This window comes from Pseudomonas fluorescens (assembly GCF_902497745.1).
Lineage (GTDB): Bacteria > Pseudomonadota > Gammaproteobacteria > Pseudomonadales > Pseudomonadaceae > Aquipseudomonas > Aquipseudomonas fluorescens_BM.
Map to the genome: position 1 here is coordinate 201,800 of NZ_CABVHJ010000011.1, position 14,521 is coordinate 216,320.

Sequence of the window (14,521 nt, forward strand, 5' to 3'; positions counted from 1 at the left end):
CTACCCGGCATCCGATAACCCGGATCAACCCACCCGAGCCAGATCCACCGCCTTCTTGTTGCGCTCGCGAACCCCACGCACCACCAGATACAACAACGGCCCGATCGACACGAAAACCGCCGTCAGCAACAAATAAGGCAGCACCGACCAAACCGACTGCCCACGCGACCGCGCATCCTTGACCATCCACACACCGGCCAGTGTCGCCAGCAGATACAGATCAATCACCACCTGCGCGGTATCGGGCTGCGACATCAGGCTGATGCCGAAGTCGATCAGCGACTGTTCAGCCTGGAGCATCACCGAAACGGTATAACCGCTGAACGCGAGCAAAGCCGTGAGGGGCAGGGCGATAGCCATCATGCAATCCTTCCTTGGTGTGATGAGAGAGTCGCCAGACTAACGCCGCCGCGCAAAATTGGCCATTGACTTGCCACTCGCGCGCAGGCTAATTTCCAGCCCATGACTTCGACTGTATCGCGTTGCCAGCCAATGATTATTACCGCCATTCCTCATTTGGCGGGCTAGCTCACGACTGCAGCACCCAACCCGCCCTAGAGGCGGGTTTTTACTTTCTGTCTCCGGGGTTTTTGAAATGTGGCTCATGTAGGAGCTGCCGAAGGCTGCGATCTTTTGATCTTGTTTTGATTTAGAAAAACCAAAGTCAAAAGATCGCAGCCTACGGCAACTCCTACAGAGACCGTGTGAAATTCTGCCAAGGAGATGTTCATGAGTTACACATACGATCAGCAAACCCTGCTTGAGCACTACGTGAAAAAGATCCTCGCCGCGCCGGTGTACGACCTCGCGGTGCGCACGCCGTTGCAAGCGGCGCCAGCGCTGTCGGAGGCGCTGGGCAACCGGATTCTGCTCAAGCGTGAAGACCTGCAACCGACGTTCTCTTTCAAGATCCGTGGCGCCTACAACAAACTGGTGCAATTGAGCGACGAACAGAAGGCTTGCGGGGTGATCACCGCATCGGCCGGCAATCACGCGCAAGGCGTGGCGCTGGCAGCACGCGAGCTGGGGATTGCGGCGACCATCGTCATGCCGGCGACAACGCCGGAACTGAAAGTGCTGGGAGTGCGCAGTCGCGGCGCTGAAGCGTTGCTGCACGGCGAGAGTTTCCCGTTCGCGCTGGCCCACGCGCTGCAACTGTCGGAACAGACTGGACGCACCTTCGTGTCTCCATTCGATGACCCAGAGGTGATCGCCGGGCAAGGCACCGTGGCAATGGAAATCCTCCGCCAGCATCAAGGTTCGCTGGATGCGATTTTTATCCCGGTGGGCGGTGGCGGTCTGATCGCCGGCATCGCCGCGTACGTCAAATACCTGCGCCCGGAAGTGCGGATCATCGGCGTCGAATCCGAACACTCAGCGTGCCTGAAGGCTGCGCTGGAAGCCGATCAGCGCGTGGTGCTGCCAAGCGTCGGCACCTTTGCCGATGGCGTGGCAGTAGCGCAGATCGGCGCGTTCGGATTTGAGGTCTGCCGCTTTTGCGTCGACGAAGTGATCACCGTCAGCAACGACGACCTCTGCGCAGCGATCAAGAATATCTACGACGATACCCGCTCGATCACCGAACCTTCCGGCGCACTGGCCGTGGCGGGAATCAAGCAATACGTAGCGCGAACCGGGGTGCGCGAGCAGACATTCGTGGCGATCGACTCGGGCGCCAATATCAACTTCGACAGCCTGCGCCATGTCGCCGAGCGCGCCGCCGTGTGCGGCGTCTCGGCGTGAAGAGGTCTACGGCAGCAACGGGCGCAGGAAGCTGCGCTCATAGCTGACGATGAACTTCTTCTCGACCAGGCTGGCAACCAGTGCGGTGCTTTCCGGATCGGTCAGCGCGATGTGCCGATAGCTTTCGTAATCCGCCAGCGACGGAAAACTGAACAGGCAATAAGCGATATTGTTCGCGCCCTCGGAAGGCAGGAAGTAGCCATGATGGGTGCCGCCCAAGCGCTCGACGATGCCGAGCCAGGCCTTGGCGTAGGCCTCGAACTCGGGCAATTGGTACGGATCAATGACATATCGGACGTGGCAGGTAATCAAGCGACGCACTCCTTGTTCGGGTTATTCCTGCAGGGCTGTACCGACTTTCTCCGACGCCGACCAGATGCGATAACGCACTTCAACATCGGAAGGTGCATACACCACGACCGGCAACTTGCTGTTGTAACGCAGCATGAAACCGTCACCAACGACCGGCACGAAAGCGCGCTTCTTCTGGCTGCCGGGCGGGCAGGCCATCATCGTGCTCATCGGCCCAATGATCTTTTCCAGGCGATAGAACGGATAACCCCAACCTTCAAGATTCTTCTCATCGAGAACACCGCCCAAACGCTGACGATTGCAGTCCACTTCCAGGGTTTTGCCGGCGAGGATTTCCACCTGGAAGTTCTCTTCCTGTTCTTGCTTGGGCAAGTGAATGACCTGGCGGGTAAACCCGGCTTCAGCCTTTGGATACGGCGCGACGTCTTCAAGCTTGGCGGCGTGGGCGAGGGTGGACAGGTTGGCGATGAACAGCCCGGTGGTCGCGTAAACGCGGAAAGAACCCATGGAAGCCTCCGTGCGGGTGTAGGGTGGATGACGGGCATTCTTACCGTCATGGGCCGTGATTGCAAACCAGCGTCGAGTTGCAAATTGCAGTACCCGCCGAGGCCATTCTTGCAATTTGCAAGTAGCCAAATACTGGCACCGCCGCCAAGTGCTTGATTTCATGAGGGTGAAAATGAACCGATGAAAGGCACGCTTTATGCGTCTTTTCAGTGCGGCGCACCGGCCTTGGGCGCCTACACTCCAATGGGCATTTCGCAGTACCACCGCTTGTCGCACCAGGGAAACAGCGGGGACACACCCGTGCAGGGGCAGCAACGGTCAGCGTGAATACTTGATTGGCATCTCACAGTAAGGAGAGGGTTTCGCCATGTTTCTGTCTGCCTTGGAACTACGCAATATCATTGAAAGCAGTTTTCTGCCGAAACGCTGCCAGTGCACGTTGTCGCCGGACTTGTCGATGACCGTCAAGGTCTTCGGCGATCACCAGACCGATCAGGTCGATCTGCTGGTCAGTGGCATCGACGCCAGCCACCTCAATGGCTGTCGTGAAATCAACGAACTGATCGCCGGGCTGCGCTCGGATCTGAACCAGCAAACTGTGCAACATCACTACAGCCCACGCTCCAGAGTCGTTTAACGCACCGTTTCACCCAGTTCGACCGTCACGCGCCGGGCCTGCACAAAGCCAAGGCCCAGCGCGAACTCGACCAGCACCGCGAGCAAAATCCCGGGGCCGGCATGACCGTTCAGCCATTCCGCAAAACCCAGCACCGCCAAACCAAAACAACCGACGATAAACCCGTTGCTCAGCGCATTGCGCCCCAGCGACGGCGGTGCATTGCGCACCAGATAAAACATCACCCCCAACGCCGCAAACAGCACCGCACTACGCCGCGCGACAAACCCGGCAGCGTCGGAATACTCGATGCTCCAGATCGCCAGCAGCCTCTCCGGGAAAACGCCCCAGGCCAACGCCAACAAAAAACACAACGAACACGTGAAGCCCGACAACGTGCGAAACGACAACTGCATGGCGAATCCTTGCGGCAGTGAGGAGGGCTCCGAGCATAACCGCCGAAACTCCCCACGCCTACCGCAAACCCGCAAATCAGACGTTTCTGTCAGTTCTGGAAATTGCACGCGTCAGACAATTTCCGATAGCTGATTTCCTCAGGCTTACCGGCATTGTCGATGTACTTCATATCGGCCGTGACCACTTTGCACAGTTGCGTTGGTGGCTCGGTCAACGACACTACTTTGGCCACCTGCAGCGGCATGCCGTACTCATACGGCACGGCTTTGGAAGTGCCGGAAGTGTCATTGGCCTGGGCCAGCCCGGTAAACGCGGTGCAGGCGAGGGCAGCAGTGAGCAATAAAGGACGAATATTCATGAAAGGACTCCCGAGTGGCGGTTCTATAGTTCGGCGTGATGCACCCGAACCTGCCGCACTGGGCAACAGCCAGAATGGCTGAGGGCGTGCGGTTCAGTAGAGTTTTTGACCACGGCGTTAAGGGATGGTTAACCGAGCTGAACGCCGGCTGTCAGGGAGTGCGGCGGTTTTCTTTGGAAGGTTTGGCGAATTCCTACAAAGGCTGGTGCCTTGTCTGCTTTCGGCGGCTGGAGCGGGGCGGTTATTGTCGGTTGCCGCTGCAAAATCAGTGGTTCGGGTTTGGTCACCTGAGAAAAGTTCATTGCATATGTGCCATCATTTGCACCGCTCGGATTTCTTGATCCGTGGAGTGCATTGCTATGGCGGCTGCGTGCAGGACGCCTTCGGGCGAGCTGAGTTTTGAACTGTTCTCGGTTGACCAAGCCTGTACACGGCCGCCTCCCACCGTTTGGTCACGGCTATGGCGGTTACCTTCTAATACAGTTGAGTAATCAAAATGCCAATAATTAAACTGCTACAAAACCGCTATCTCCCCCTCAGCAGCAACGTCACCGAAACCCCGACACTGCTCATCGACACCCAAGCCAACCCGAAAGACATCCTCGAAGCCGCCGTCCAGCGCATCCGCGCCGCCGCCGACCTGCTCGAAACCTTGCATTGCTTGTGCTTCAAGCACGCCGACGTGCAGGACATCCCACACATTACCCATGCGCTTTACCTGCTGACGCAGGATGGCAATGACTTGCTGCAGGTGGCGCAGCAGCAGATGTTGAGTTGGAAGGCGCCGGTTTGATGGGCTAGTGAAAACGGCAGGGGTGAACAGCTGAATTTACGCGGGCTGATTCACTTGCTGCCGGTAAATGAAGGCGGTGTGTTGTGCGACTAACCGCTGGGGCTGCGGTCAATCTCCTAGTTTGTCAGGAAAAAATGAGACGGGTGGGTGAGTGTCTTTCCACTGTTTTGCGAAAACTTTTGATTGCTCGATTTGCTCGGGTGTCATCTTCTCAGCGATTTTTTCTATCTTCCGATCAACATAATCTTGAATGCCTCCGGCATCATTCAAGTCTTTCATTAGATAGAACATCGCATAGCCTTCGACTAGATTCAGTGGGTAGCCAATTTTATCTGGCGTATGCGAAATGTAAGCACCATAGTTGCTCATGGCATCTTGCTCGCCAGTTTCAGCTGCAATTTTTAGCCAATGATGGACAGCCTGCATGTCGCCGTCCCTGTAAAGAATTTCCAAATAGTTATTCATCGCTTTAGGGTATCCACCCTCTGACGAAAGCCTTAACCAATTTCGGACCGATTCGTCGCGTTTCCCAGGGATAAAAAAGAATCCCTTCCCCTGCCGCTCACTCACCGCCATCCAATACTGCGCAAGTGGGTAACCAGCGTTTGCTGACTTTTCAAGCCATTCGTCATTCAAAGTTATTTCATACATCAAGAATAGAGACTCAGCGTCACCGCTGTTCGCTTTTGCCAACGCTAGTTCTTTAGCATACGCAAACCACTGAGCAGGACTTTTGGAACTGGCAGGGCAGTTATCCATTATCTTGCACAAATCCGAATTTTTACGGCCTAGCTGAATCATCGCGTATATGGAACCATTCATCGCAGCCGTTTCATACCAGTGCTGTGCTTCGGGCGTCATGTATCGGTTTCGCTTTCTTAGCGCTTCGCCTAGGTAGTATTGCGATTCCACGTTTCCAGCTTGCGCTTCTTTTTCTAATACAGGAAAGGCTGCATCAAGCTTTAGCTGATTATATAAAGTAATGCCTGCAGATACTTTGTGCGCTGGCTGCGACGCAAAAGTAGGTGTGGCACTTGTTAATAGTGTCGCGATAATAAAGTATCTAAATAGCCTCACTGGCGTTAATATCCTAACTTGTCAGGGAAAAACGAGAGAGGCGGGTGGTTGGCCTTCCACGTTTTTGCGAGTTCTTTTGCTTTCCCTATCTGCTCTTTTGACATGTTTTTTTCTATGCTGGGTAGTGTGTCATTGACGTCTCGTACTACATTGCCTCCACCATTAAGTTCCAGCAGGTTTGAAAGTAAAGCATATGATTTTATTGGGTCGAATGCGAAACCGTATTTTGAGTTTTCTTCGCCTATGTAGGATGCATATCCAAATACACCTTCTACGTAGCTCGAGTCAGCTGCTTTTTCGTTCCAGCTTCTGAACGAGGCTAAATCATTTTTTTCGATCATGATTGCGGCTAACCCCATCATTGCAAGTGGATAACCATTTTCAGCGGACGCCTTCATCCATCGTTCGATAGCTTGGTTGCGTCTCGAGGGTAGTAAAAATGAACCACTCCCTTCTTGGTACTTCGTCGCCAGACGGAACTGCGCTAATGCGAATCCGTTCTCTGCTGATTTCTCTAACCAGTCATCGTTGCCTGTCATTTCATATAACAGGTACATTGATTCGCTATCTCCCTGCGTTGCGCGTTGAATTGCAAGGCTTTTAGCTTTAATTACCCAGCTGCTAGGAGAGTCTTCACCTGGTGGACAGTTTTTCATGGTTGAACACAAGTCGTCTTCAATTCTCCCAAGGCGAATCATAGAGTAGATGTTCCCCTTTTTTGCGGAGCTTTCGTATGCTTTTTTAGCTTCCGGAGTCATGAAGCGGTTATTTTTTCTTAACGCTTCGCCCAGATAGTAGAGCGCCTCATCATCTCCGCCGTCAGCGGCGGTTTTCAAAAAATCGATCGCAGACATGGTTTTGTATTGATTGAAGAGTTCAATGCCCTGGATTTTTGCCTGAAACTGCTCGTGCGTAAGAGCAGATGATTCGGTTGCTATTATAGTTAACAACGTTAACGCCGCAGTCATTAGTTTTATTGGTATCTTTGCTGAACTCATGGGTGGTTGTTTCTTCTCTGCGGAAGTAAGGGGGGCGGTTAGTCTTCGATTAAAATTCGGCGGTCCGCGCCTCCCTAAAGAAATACCAAAAAATCGGAGTCAGTCGCTAAGTTTTTCGGGGAAAAAAGAAATCGGTGGATGGGTGGCTTTCCACTCTTGCGCAACGATTTTTGACTGTTCAATTTGTTCTGGTGTCATTTTTTCAGCAATCTTTTCAATTTTACGGTCAACATAATCTTGCACTCCACCGCTGTCGCCGAGTTCCTTTAACAAAGAAAAAATAGCGTGGCCTTTAACTAGGTCGAGTGGGTAGCCAACTTTGTCGGGAGTATGTGAAATGTACGCTCCATATTTGCTAAGAGCTGCTTGCTCGCCGGTTGCTGCGGCCACTTCAAGCCAGTGCCGAGTGCTCTCCATTTCTCCTTTTACATACAGTGTTTCTAGATATTCCATCATTGCTTTTGGGTTGCCACCCTCGGAAGAGAGTAGTAGCCATCTTCTTACTGACGCATCACGTCCTCCAGGAATGAAGAAGTAACCTTCACCTGGTCTTTCACTTACAGCCATCCAATATTGCGCGAGTGGATATCCTGCGTTTGCAGATTTCTCTAACCATTTATGATCCAAGGTGATTTCATACATTAAATACAGAGATTCTGGATCGCCATCATTTGCCTTCGGTAAAGTGATTTTCTTGGCTTCCACGAACCACTCGGCTTGAGTTTTTTTAGACGGTGGGCAGTTTTCCATTATTGCGAAAAGATCGTTTTTTGCTCTGCCCAACTGAATCATAGCGTATATGGAGCCATTCAACGCCGCCGTTTCATACCAGTGCTGTGCTTCTGGCGTCATATATCGGTTGCGCTTTCTTAGCGCTTCGCCTAAGTAGTATTGCGACTCCACATTTCCAGATTGCGCTTCTTTTTCTAATGAGGGAAAGGCTGCGTCAAATTTTAACTGATTATATAACGCAATGCCTGCAGAAACTTCGCTCGCTGATTTTGACGCAAAAGCAGGCGTGGTACTGATTAAAAATGTTGCGACAAAGAAATACCTGAATAGCCTCACTGGCGTTAATATCCTAGCTTGTCAGGGAAGAACGAGAGAGGCGGATGGTTGGCCTTCCACGTTTTTGCGAGATCTTTTGCTTTCCCTATCTGCTCTTTTGACAGGTTTTTTTCCACTTCTGGCAAAACATCGTTAACATTGTTTATTACGTTTCCACCACCATCAAGCTCTAGTAAATTTGATAGTAGCGCATATGACGTCACTGGGTCTGAGGTGAATCCGTATTTTGGTTCAACTTCGCCTATATAAGAAGCATAACCAAAAACCGCTGATACGTAGCCTGAATCTGCAGCTTTTTCATTCCAAGTTCTAAACGATGAAAAGTCGGCTTTTTCGAGCCTGGCAGCGGCAAATCCCATCATAGCTGGAGGATAGCCATTCTCTGCAGACGCTTTCATCCACTTTTCGATTTCATCTGATCTTCTGGAGGGCAGTAGGAATACTCCGCCACCTTCTTGATATTTAGTCGCTAAACGAAATTGCGCCAATGCGAAACCTTTTTCTGCAGATTTTTCTAACCATTCATCGTTCCCTGTTATTTCCCATAACAAGTACATAGACTCAGCATTTCCATGAGATGCCTGATCAGTTGCAAGCTTCTTAGCTTCATTCATCCAGCCTTCAGGCGATTGCTCAGAGGGGGAACAATTCTTCATGGTTACGCACAAGTCTTGTTCCGCTCCTCCGAGCCGGATCATAGAATAAATATTGCCTTTTTTTGCTGACTCCTCGTAAGCTTTTTGTGCTTCCTGAGTCAAGTATCTGTTGTTTTTTCTTATTGATTCACCTAGGTAATAGAGTGCCTCATCATCGCCACCATCAGCAGCGATCTTCAAAAACTCAATCGCAGAAATGGCTTTGTATTGATTGTATAGCTCGATGCCCTTTATTTTTGCCTGAGATTGTTCATGCGTAAGCGCGAATGACTGAGTTGACGCTAGGGCTAACAACATGATCGCAGTGGCCATCAGTTTCATTGGTGTTTCTGCCGAGTCTATGGAAGCTGGTTGCTTCGTCCGGGATGTTAAAGGGTGGTAGCCCACCACCATGAAATCCGGAGTGCGCCACCCTGAAAATACGAGAAAATCGAATCAGTTACTCAGTTTGTCGGGGAAGAACGAAAGCGGCGGGTGAGTGGCTTGCCACTCCTGCGCGACAACTTTTGATTGTTCAATTTGTTCCGTTGTCATTTTTTCAGCAATGCTGTCTGATTTTTTTTCGACGAATCTTTTTATTCCTCCGCCTCCATCAAGATCTTTCAGCAGCGAGAAAAGCGCATAACCTTTAACTAGATCCAGGGGATAACCCAGCTTATCTGGTGTATGCGAAATATAAGCGCCATAACTGCTTACTGCTGCTTGGTAACCGGTGTCAACGGCTAATTCAAGCCAATGGTGAATATTCTCGGTGTCGCCTTCTCTATGTAAAATTTCCAGGTAATCCATCATGGCTTTTGGATATCCGCCTTCCGACGAAAGCAAAAGCCATTTTTTTACAGACGCATCGCGTTTTCCTGGAATCAAGAAGAAGCCTTCGCCCTGTCGTTCGCTGATCGCCATCCAGTACTGCGCAAGCGGGTATCCTGCGGTTGCGGATTTCTCTAACCAATCACGATTCAGAGTGATTTCATACATTAGATACAAGGATTCGGGATCGCCTTCCTGCGCCTTTGGTAGCGCTAATCCTTTAGCTTGTGCAAACCATTCTGCTTGGGTTTTCTTGAATGGAGGGCAGTTGCCAATCTTCTGACAAAAGTCATTTTTGTGTCGGCCCAGTTGAATCATTGCGTATATATTGTCTTTTTCTGCTGCCTTTTCATACCAATGTTGCGCTTCGGGTGCCATGTAGCGACTTTTTTTTCGAATGATTTCTGCTAAGTAATATTGAGAATCGGAATTCCCATCGTTGCTTTCAATTTGCAGTTGTTGAGTCGCTGCGTTTATTCTAAGTTGATTGTATAAGACCAGCCCTGAAATTTTTTCGGGTTCGCTGTCTGTCGCTAGGCTTAGATCTACCCAAAAAAATATAACAATTAATAAAGGCCGCATAGAAAATTTAGACACTACTATTGCCTGCCTAGTTTTTCCGGGAAAAAGGAGAGTGGAGGATGTGCCGCTTTCCATTCTGAAGCGAATTTCTCGGCGCTCACAAGTTGTGCTGGAGTCATTTTCTCTGCAATCTCTGGAAGTACTTCATCTACATAAGATTGCATCCCTCCACCTTCATCTAGTTCCTTCAGAAGTGAGGTTATCGCATATCCTTTTACCACATCAAATTCGAATCCGAACCTTTCAGGAGCATGTGCTAAGTACGCGCCGTAACTGGTGACGCCGCTCTCATATCCGCGTTCGGCGGCGGTTCTAATCCAATGGCGAGCGGTTTCAAGATCACCACTATTTTCATGTAGATAAGCCGCATACTCCATCATCGCGCGGGGATTTCCACCTTCGGCCGATGCTTTCAACCAATTACCTACGGATGCGTTGCGCCTGCCCGGAAGGAAGAAACCTTCGCCTTGTCTATCGCCAATAGCCATCCAATATTGCGCTGTTGCATTTCCAGCAAGCGCTGATTTTTCCAACCAGCTACGATCTAACGTTATTTCATACATAACATACATCGCCTCAGCGTCACCGTGTTCAGCCCTAGGCTGCGCTAGATCACGTGCATTACGAAGCCAATCGACTGGAGCTTTAATAGAGTTTGGGCAATTGTTCATACTTTTACATAGATCATCACCACTACGCCCTAACTGAATCATTGCGTAGTAGTTCCCTTGCTTTGCAGCAGCTTCATACCATTTTTGCGCTTCAGAGGTCATGTAGCGATTTCTCTTTCGTAAAGCTTCTGCTAAATAGTATTGTGCTTCATCATTTCCGGCTTCAGATGCGGATTTTAGATAAGGAATCGCTGATGAAATTTTAAGTTGGTTGTAAAGAACCACTCCCTTTTCTGCTGGAGAAGGTTGCACTTGATTGTCGCTCGCTATTGCAATTGCTGGCACTAAAGCGATAAATGTAAAGAAAAAACTTCTCAATAAGCTCATTTGTTATTAGCCTGTATTAGCGAGACGGCTCGACGTATGTGGCTCGGGGCGAAGAGGTATAGGTTCTGCCTTGAAAATTACTACGCTGGCAAGTTCCATCTAGATTTGCACCAAGTAGCTTCACGTGTTTTTTGTAATTTTCACGCATCCTGTCGTTTGCTGGGCTCATTAAGCTAAGTACGGGGGTGCTCATGAATCTATCTAAAATTAATCGATTACTGCAGTAATTTTGATTGGAGTCTTTAATTTCTACTCCGAAACCGTTCATGCGGATGCAGGCTCGTTCAAACTGCTTTTGCGCTTGACTAACGGTGTTTTGCTGCTGAGCATTTTTTGTAATCCAGTTAAGTAATCGCTCTATTGCTCGCTGTTGTATCAGATGTGACTCCGAGTCATTGTATTCGCGTTTTTTGCTTTTTAGTGTTTCGTTATCGCCGTTGTTTAGAGCGACTGTAAATGATTGTGGCGAGCTTGTAAGGGTCAGTAGTAAGGGGCCAAGTGCCTCTGGAATAGCATTTACGCACCACTCTTCTAACTCTCTCTGATCTGCGTATTCGATAATCGCATCCGCAATCGGACCTCCCTTGCCCCCACTAGTTAATGCTTCATACAAACTCATTACTACGTCTAAACGCATCATGTATGCCATGGACACGTTCAGACCAGCAGCGCCAAGTGTATTGAGCGCCGCGGCATACTCACTTGCGTCCTGCTCCATCCATTCGATTTTTCTGCCTTGCGCCTTATGCAACTCTTTGCGATACAGGTTGATGAGGTCAACGACTGCCTCATAGCCAACTTCGAATTTAAAGCTACCGTTAGCACCCGGACCCAGCACTACCGCAGCCTTCAGGTTCAGAATAAACCGCCCCTTATCCAGAGACACCTGCGCTGTTCCCTGAAAGCCCGCACCTAAGGCCACGCCAACGGAGCCGCTTAGCTTGGCCAACGTCAGCCATGGATTTGCGCTTTTCGCGTCTTTAGCGCTGCCAACGCCCATCGTTGGCGCGGTGCGCAGGGCGACGAGTTCCTTTGGCGGTGCCCAGTTCAGCGCTCCGGTGAGTTCGATGGCGGCTTGCAAGCCTCCAAACACATTGAAGCTGGCTTTTGCGCCGTTTTCGACTTGCACTTTGGCGAAGCGGCCGCCTCGCAGTTGGTCTGTGCTCTTGGAATCGGCGTAGGTGCCGGATTTCGATTTGTGTTCAAGATCGGGAGTAGGGCTGTCGTCACCGCTGTCGGCCTTGGCTTGCTTGGCGGCGGCGTGATCGGAGCGTTCTTCTTTTGCCGAAGCATCTTCACGCTGTGCGCGTTTTACCGGGCTCAGTGACGCTCCGTACTTGACGTTGCCGAAGATCGGGCTCAGCTCGACGCTGCCGGCTAACAGCAACGATGCGCCGGCGTAACCCCATGCCTTCACACCAAAGTGGAAGGAGAAGCGGCCGAAATTCATTTTTTGCGGGCTGCCGTCCAGGAAGTAATCAAGCGTGATTTCTTGAGCGCTGGCTTTGGCAGGCATGTCGACTTTCATCAACTGAACTTCGCCACGGGCCAGGTCCAGGCTTAAGCCCATCTCGCCAGATATCTGGAAACCCTCGGCGGCGGACATTTTCGGGCCTTCGAGCTTTACTTCACCGTGAATGTTTGGCTGTGGAGGTGTCAGGCAACGGACCAATTGCGCCTGAGGGCTGGCATCAAAAAGTCTTACTTTGCCGCGCACACTTTTCTTGAACACCAGTTGCTGAAGGTGTTCGCCCCAGTTGGTCAGGGTCGCGTCGTCTTCCAGTTCAGTGACCTCATAGCCTTGCTTTTTCAAGTAAGCATAAAAGTCTTTGGCTTTGAACCAGCCTTTTTCATCGAAACAGTCGCCGACCTGATCGCTGAACTTGATGGCGCCCTGATCTAGAAGCCATTGGCGGAACGAGTTGATTTCACTGTTTTTATCGGAGCCTTCGGTAGCGTCCGCAGGCAAACTTTTACCTACCTTTTTTATCGCGCCGGCTGCTTTTTCGAAATCCTCTTTCATGATCTTTTTTGCGTCTTTCAGGTTCGCCATGCTGAACCAGCCCAAAGGCGTGCCTTTGGCATCCGAAAGACTGACTTCACGCAGCGGAAAGCCCGGTTTCACCATGCGGTCGACCGGTTTTGGCTGGAACTCTTCCGGGTCCCAAATCAGATAACGCGCAGGCTTGCTGTTGCTGACATTGCTTTGGGCTTTTGCTTGAAGGTCGTCTTTGGTCTTTTGCAGGCTATCCCATTTGGTCCGTTCCACATCAACCAGGCCCGCTGGTGCTTGCGCATTCTGGCCTGTTGCCTCGATCCAGCGTTTGTATTTCTCTTGAAGCTGCGCTGTAACTTCCGCCTGCTCTTTCTCGGTATCCAGATACAGTTTGAACTGCTCGATGCCGGAAGGAAGGCCGTCACTGATCAAAGCGAATTCTGGAAGTGCGATGCCGTACTCAGACGCTTTGATAATGGATTCAGTGTAAGCATGATAATCAAGCGCATCGGCGTTTTTGTAGAGCGTCAAGACATACCCGACCAGATCGGCGGTGCAGTCATTCATGCCGCTGCAGATGTTTTCGTAGCTTTTTTTCTTTTCCGCCAGGGCTTTCGCAACGTCTTCCAGCGGGACCTGCTTGAAGTCTTTGTTGCCGAGGAGTTTTTTACGAGCCTCCAGATAAGCCTGCACACGTGCGCGCGCTTCAATCGCCTCTTTGGAGTAGAGCGAGCCGCTTTCGTAGGTGTAGCCTTCCAGCTTCGCAGCCGCTACCGCTTCTTTTTTCAGCGCATGCCACTCAGCCCTCCGCTTGTAAAAATCGGCATAGGCTTGGTGGACGTCCTGGTCAGTAGCCAGGTCTGCCGTTAGACGGTCAATGCGCGATTGCGCGGTGTCCTCTTGAGGAGACTGTGCAGGAGCCGCTGCCGGTTTGTTTCCGTTAGCTTCGTTTTGCCTCTTTTTGGCGGTGGCGGGATCGATTTCGATCTCATCCCCCATCGCTTCAAACTCTTCCATTCGCGTACGCTTCTCGCCCGTGAGGAAGTTGCTCAACTTGGGCTCAAGGAAGTATTCCAGCAAACCTGATTCCTGCAGCCCGTTCAGGCGTGCATCACGTGGTTTGCTGGGGGCAATCATTTTATCCAGCGCGAACATCGATTCTTTGATGGCAGACTTTGCCCGCTCAGGGAGCAGCCAGAACTCTTGCTCCTCAGTGGCATAAATCGCGCTGGCAAACTTTTTAGAACACGGAGGTGCGTGGGGTTTGAAGGTCTTTGAACTCTGATCAGGAGCGTCCTTGACCGGATCCAGTTCAACCAGATCCTCAGCGGAACACTGAGTGGGCGCTTCCGTGGTTGCCTGCGCAGGCGCTTGAGGCGCTGCGGGCGATTGAGCGGCAGGCGCGGCGGTCGCTTGAGCGCTTTTTGGCACGCTCAGATTCCAGCCGACTTTGACGTTATCCGCATTGGTGATGAAGGGATTGAGCTGGCGAAGTTGCGCCACGGTGCTGTTGTAGCGCGAAGCGATCTGGCCCAGGGTTTCGCCGGGCATAACGGCGTGATTCGTGATTTCCATGGTGATTCCGTTCTG

Annotated in this window: 14 protein-coding genes and 1 pseudogene; 3 read left to right on the forward strand and 12 right to left on the reverse strand. The window is 51.1% G+C overall.

All coding sequences use genetic code 11. From position 1 onward, the window contains the following. Nucleotides 1–24 precede the first annotated feature (24 nt). Nucleotides 25–363, reverse strand: a complete 339-nt coding sequence (locus F8N44_RS18615) for a DUF2834 domain-containing protein (RefSeq protein ID WP_150651322.1) — start codon at nt 361–363, stop codon at nt 25–27. Nucleotides 364–723: 360 nt separating this feature from the next. On the opposite strand from F8N44_RS18615, the pseudogene ilvA reads away from it, so the two are divergent. Further along, a pseudogene (ilvA, locus tag F8N44_RS18625) lies at nt 724–1,719 on the forward strand (threonine ammonia-lyase, biosynthetic); the annotation flags it as partial. A 30-nt stretch (nt 1,720–1,749) separates the two neighbouring features. Here ilvA and F8N44_RS18630 read toward each other — a convergent pair. Next, on the reverse strand, nt 1,750–2,055 hold the full coding sequence (locus tag F8N44_RS18630) for an NIPSNAP family protein (RefSeq protein WP_102901851.1): 306 nt from the start codon (nt 2,053–2,055) through the stop codon (nt 1,750–1,752). A gap of 21 nt (nt 2,056–2,076) precedes the next feature. Continuing rightward, on the reverse strand, nt 2,077–2,562 hold the full coding sequence (eco, locus tag F8N44_RS18635; protein WP_150651325.1) for a serine protease inhibitor ecotin: 486 nt from the start codon (nt 2,560–2,562) through the stop codon (nt 2,077–2,079). A gap of 367 nt (nt 2,563–2,929) precedes the next feature. Between eco and F8N44_RS18640 the strand changes: the two genes are divergently transcribed. Continuing rightward, complete coding sequence (locus F8N44_RS18640; RefSeq protein ID WP_007912157.1) at nt 2,930–3,199, forward strand: DUF1652 domain-containing protein; 270 nt, start codon at nt 2,930–2,932, stop codon at nt 3,197–3,199. Here the strand turns inward: F8N44_RS18640 and F8N44_RS18645 are convergent. Next, the gene (locus F8N44_RS18645) at nt 3,196–3,594 is read right to left on the reverse strand and encodes a hypothetical protein (protein ID WP_026000451.1); all 399 of its coding nucleotides are present in this window, start codon (nt 3,592–3,594) and stop codon (nt 3,196–3,198) included. The two genes, F8N44_RS18640 and F8N44_RS18645, sit on opposite strands and share 4 nt — an antisense overlap. A gap of 89 nt (nt 3,595–3,683) precedes the next feature. Then, nucleotides 3,684–3,953 (reverse strand): DUF2790 domain-containing protein, encoded by a 270-nt coding sequence (locus tag F8N44_RS18650; protein WP_150651326.1) that lies wholly within the window; start codon nt 3,951–3,953, stop codon nt 3,684–3,686. 496 nt (nt 3,954–4,449) lie between these two features. On the opposite strand from F8N44_RS18650, the gene F8N44_RS18660 reads away from it, so the two are divergent. Further along, the gene (locus F8N44_RS18660; protein ID WP_007912147.1) at nt 4,450–4,746 is read left to right on the forward strand and encodes a hypothetical protein; all 297 of its coding nucleotides are present in this window, start codon (nt 4,450–4,452) and stop codon (nt 4,744–4,746) included. A 108-nt stretch (nt 4,747–4,854) separates the two neighbouring features. Here F8N44_RS18660 and F8N44_RS18665 read toward each other — a convergent pair whose 3' ends face one another. From F8N44_RS18665 to F8N44_RS18695, 7 genes are all read right to left on the reverse strand, one after another. Next, the gene (locus F8N44_RS18665) at nt 4,855–5,823 is read right to left on the reverse strand and encodes a tetratricopeptide repeat protein (RefSeq protein WP_224794789.1); all 969 of its coding nucleotides are present in this window, start codon (nt 5,821–5,823) and stop codon (nt 4,855–4,857) included. Between the two features lie 5 nt (nt 5,824–5,828). After that, on the reverse strand, nt 5,829–6,821 hold the full coding sequence (locus F8N44_RS18670) for a tetratricopeptide repeat protein (protein ID WP_224794790.1): 993 nt from the start codon (nt 6,819–6,821) through the stop codon (nt 5,829–5,831). Nucleotides 6,822–6,920: 99 nt separating this feature from the next. Continuing rightward, nucleotides 6,921–7,889: a tetratricopeptide repeat protein gene (locus tag F8N44_RS18675; protein ID WP_150651327.1), complete on the reverse strand. Its 969-nt coding sequence runs from the start codon at nt 7,887–7,889 to the stop codon at nt 6,921–6,923. Between the two features lie 5 nt (nt 7,890–7,894). Then, nucleotides 7,895–8,866: a tetratricopeptide repeat protein gene (locus F8N44_RS18680; protein ID WP_224794791.1), complete on the reverse strand. Its 972-nt coding sequence runs from the start codon at nt 8,864–8,866 to the stop codon at nt 7,895–7,897. A 114-nt stretch (nt 8,867–8,980) separates the two neighbouring features. Then, nucleotides 8,981–9,952 carry a tetratricopeptide repeat protein gene (locus F8N44_RS18685; RefSeq protein WP_224794633.1) on the reverse strand — a complete coding sequence of 324 codons (972 nt, stop codon included), beginning with the start codon at nt 9,950–9,952 and terminating at the stop codon, nt 8,981–8,983. A 2-nt stretch (nt 9,953–9,954) separates the two neighbouring features. After that, entirely contained in the window at nt 9,955–10,935 is a 981-nt protein-coding gene (locus F8N44_RS18690) for a tetratricopeptide repeat protein (protein ID WP_150651328.1), read from the reverse strand. 16 nt (nt 10,936–10,951) lie between these two features. Beyond that, complete coding sequence (locus tag F8N44_RS18695; protein ID WP_150651329.1) at nt 10,952–14,506, reverse strand: LysM peptidoglycan-binding domain-containing protein; 3,555 nt, start codon at nt 14,504–14,506, stop codon at nt 10,952–10,954. Between the last annotated feature and the right edge of the window lie 15 nt (nt 14,507–14,521).

Coding starts and splice junctions, on each gene's coding strand:
- F8N44_RS18645 (WP_026000451.1), bottom strand. CDS start 3,594: ATGCAGTTGTCGTTTCGCACGTTGTCGGGCTTCACGTGTTCGTTGTGT.
- F8N44_RS18615 (WP_150651322.1), bottom strand. CDS start 363: ATGATGGCTATCGCCCTGCCCCTCACGGCTTTGCTCGCGTTCAGCGGT.
- F8N44_RS18680 (WP_224794791.1), bottom strand. CDS start 8,866: ATGAAACTGATGGCCACTGCGATCATGTTGTTAGCCCTAGCGTCAACT.
- F8N44_RS18650 (WP_150651326.1), bottom strand. CDS start 3,953: ATGAATATTCGTCCTTTATTGCTCACTGCTGCCCTCGCCTGCACCGCG.
- F8N44_RS18660 (WP_007912147.1), top strand. CDS start 4,450: ATGCCAATAATTAAACTGCTACAAAACCGCTATCTCCCCCTCAGCAGC.
- F8N44_RS18670 (WP_224794790.1), bottom strand. CDS start 6,821: ATGAGTTCAGCAAAGATACCAATAAAACTAATGACTGCGGCGTTAACG.
- eco (WP_150651325.1), bottom strand. CDS start 2,562: ATGGGTTCTTTCCGCGTTTACGCGACCACCGGGCTGTTCATCGCCAAC.
- F8N44_RS18640 (WP_007912157.1), top strand. CDS start 2,930: ATGTTTCTGTCTGCCTTGGAACTACGCAATATCATTGAAAGCAGTTTT.
- F8N44_RS18690 (WP_150651328.1), bottom strand. CDS start 10,935: ATGAGCTTATTGAGAAGTTTTTTCTTTACATTTATCGCTTTAGTGCCA.
- F8N44_RS18695 (WP_150651329.1), bottom strand. CDS start 14,506: ATGGAAATCACGAATCACGCCGTTATGCCCGGCGAAACCCTGGGCCAG.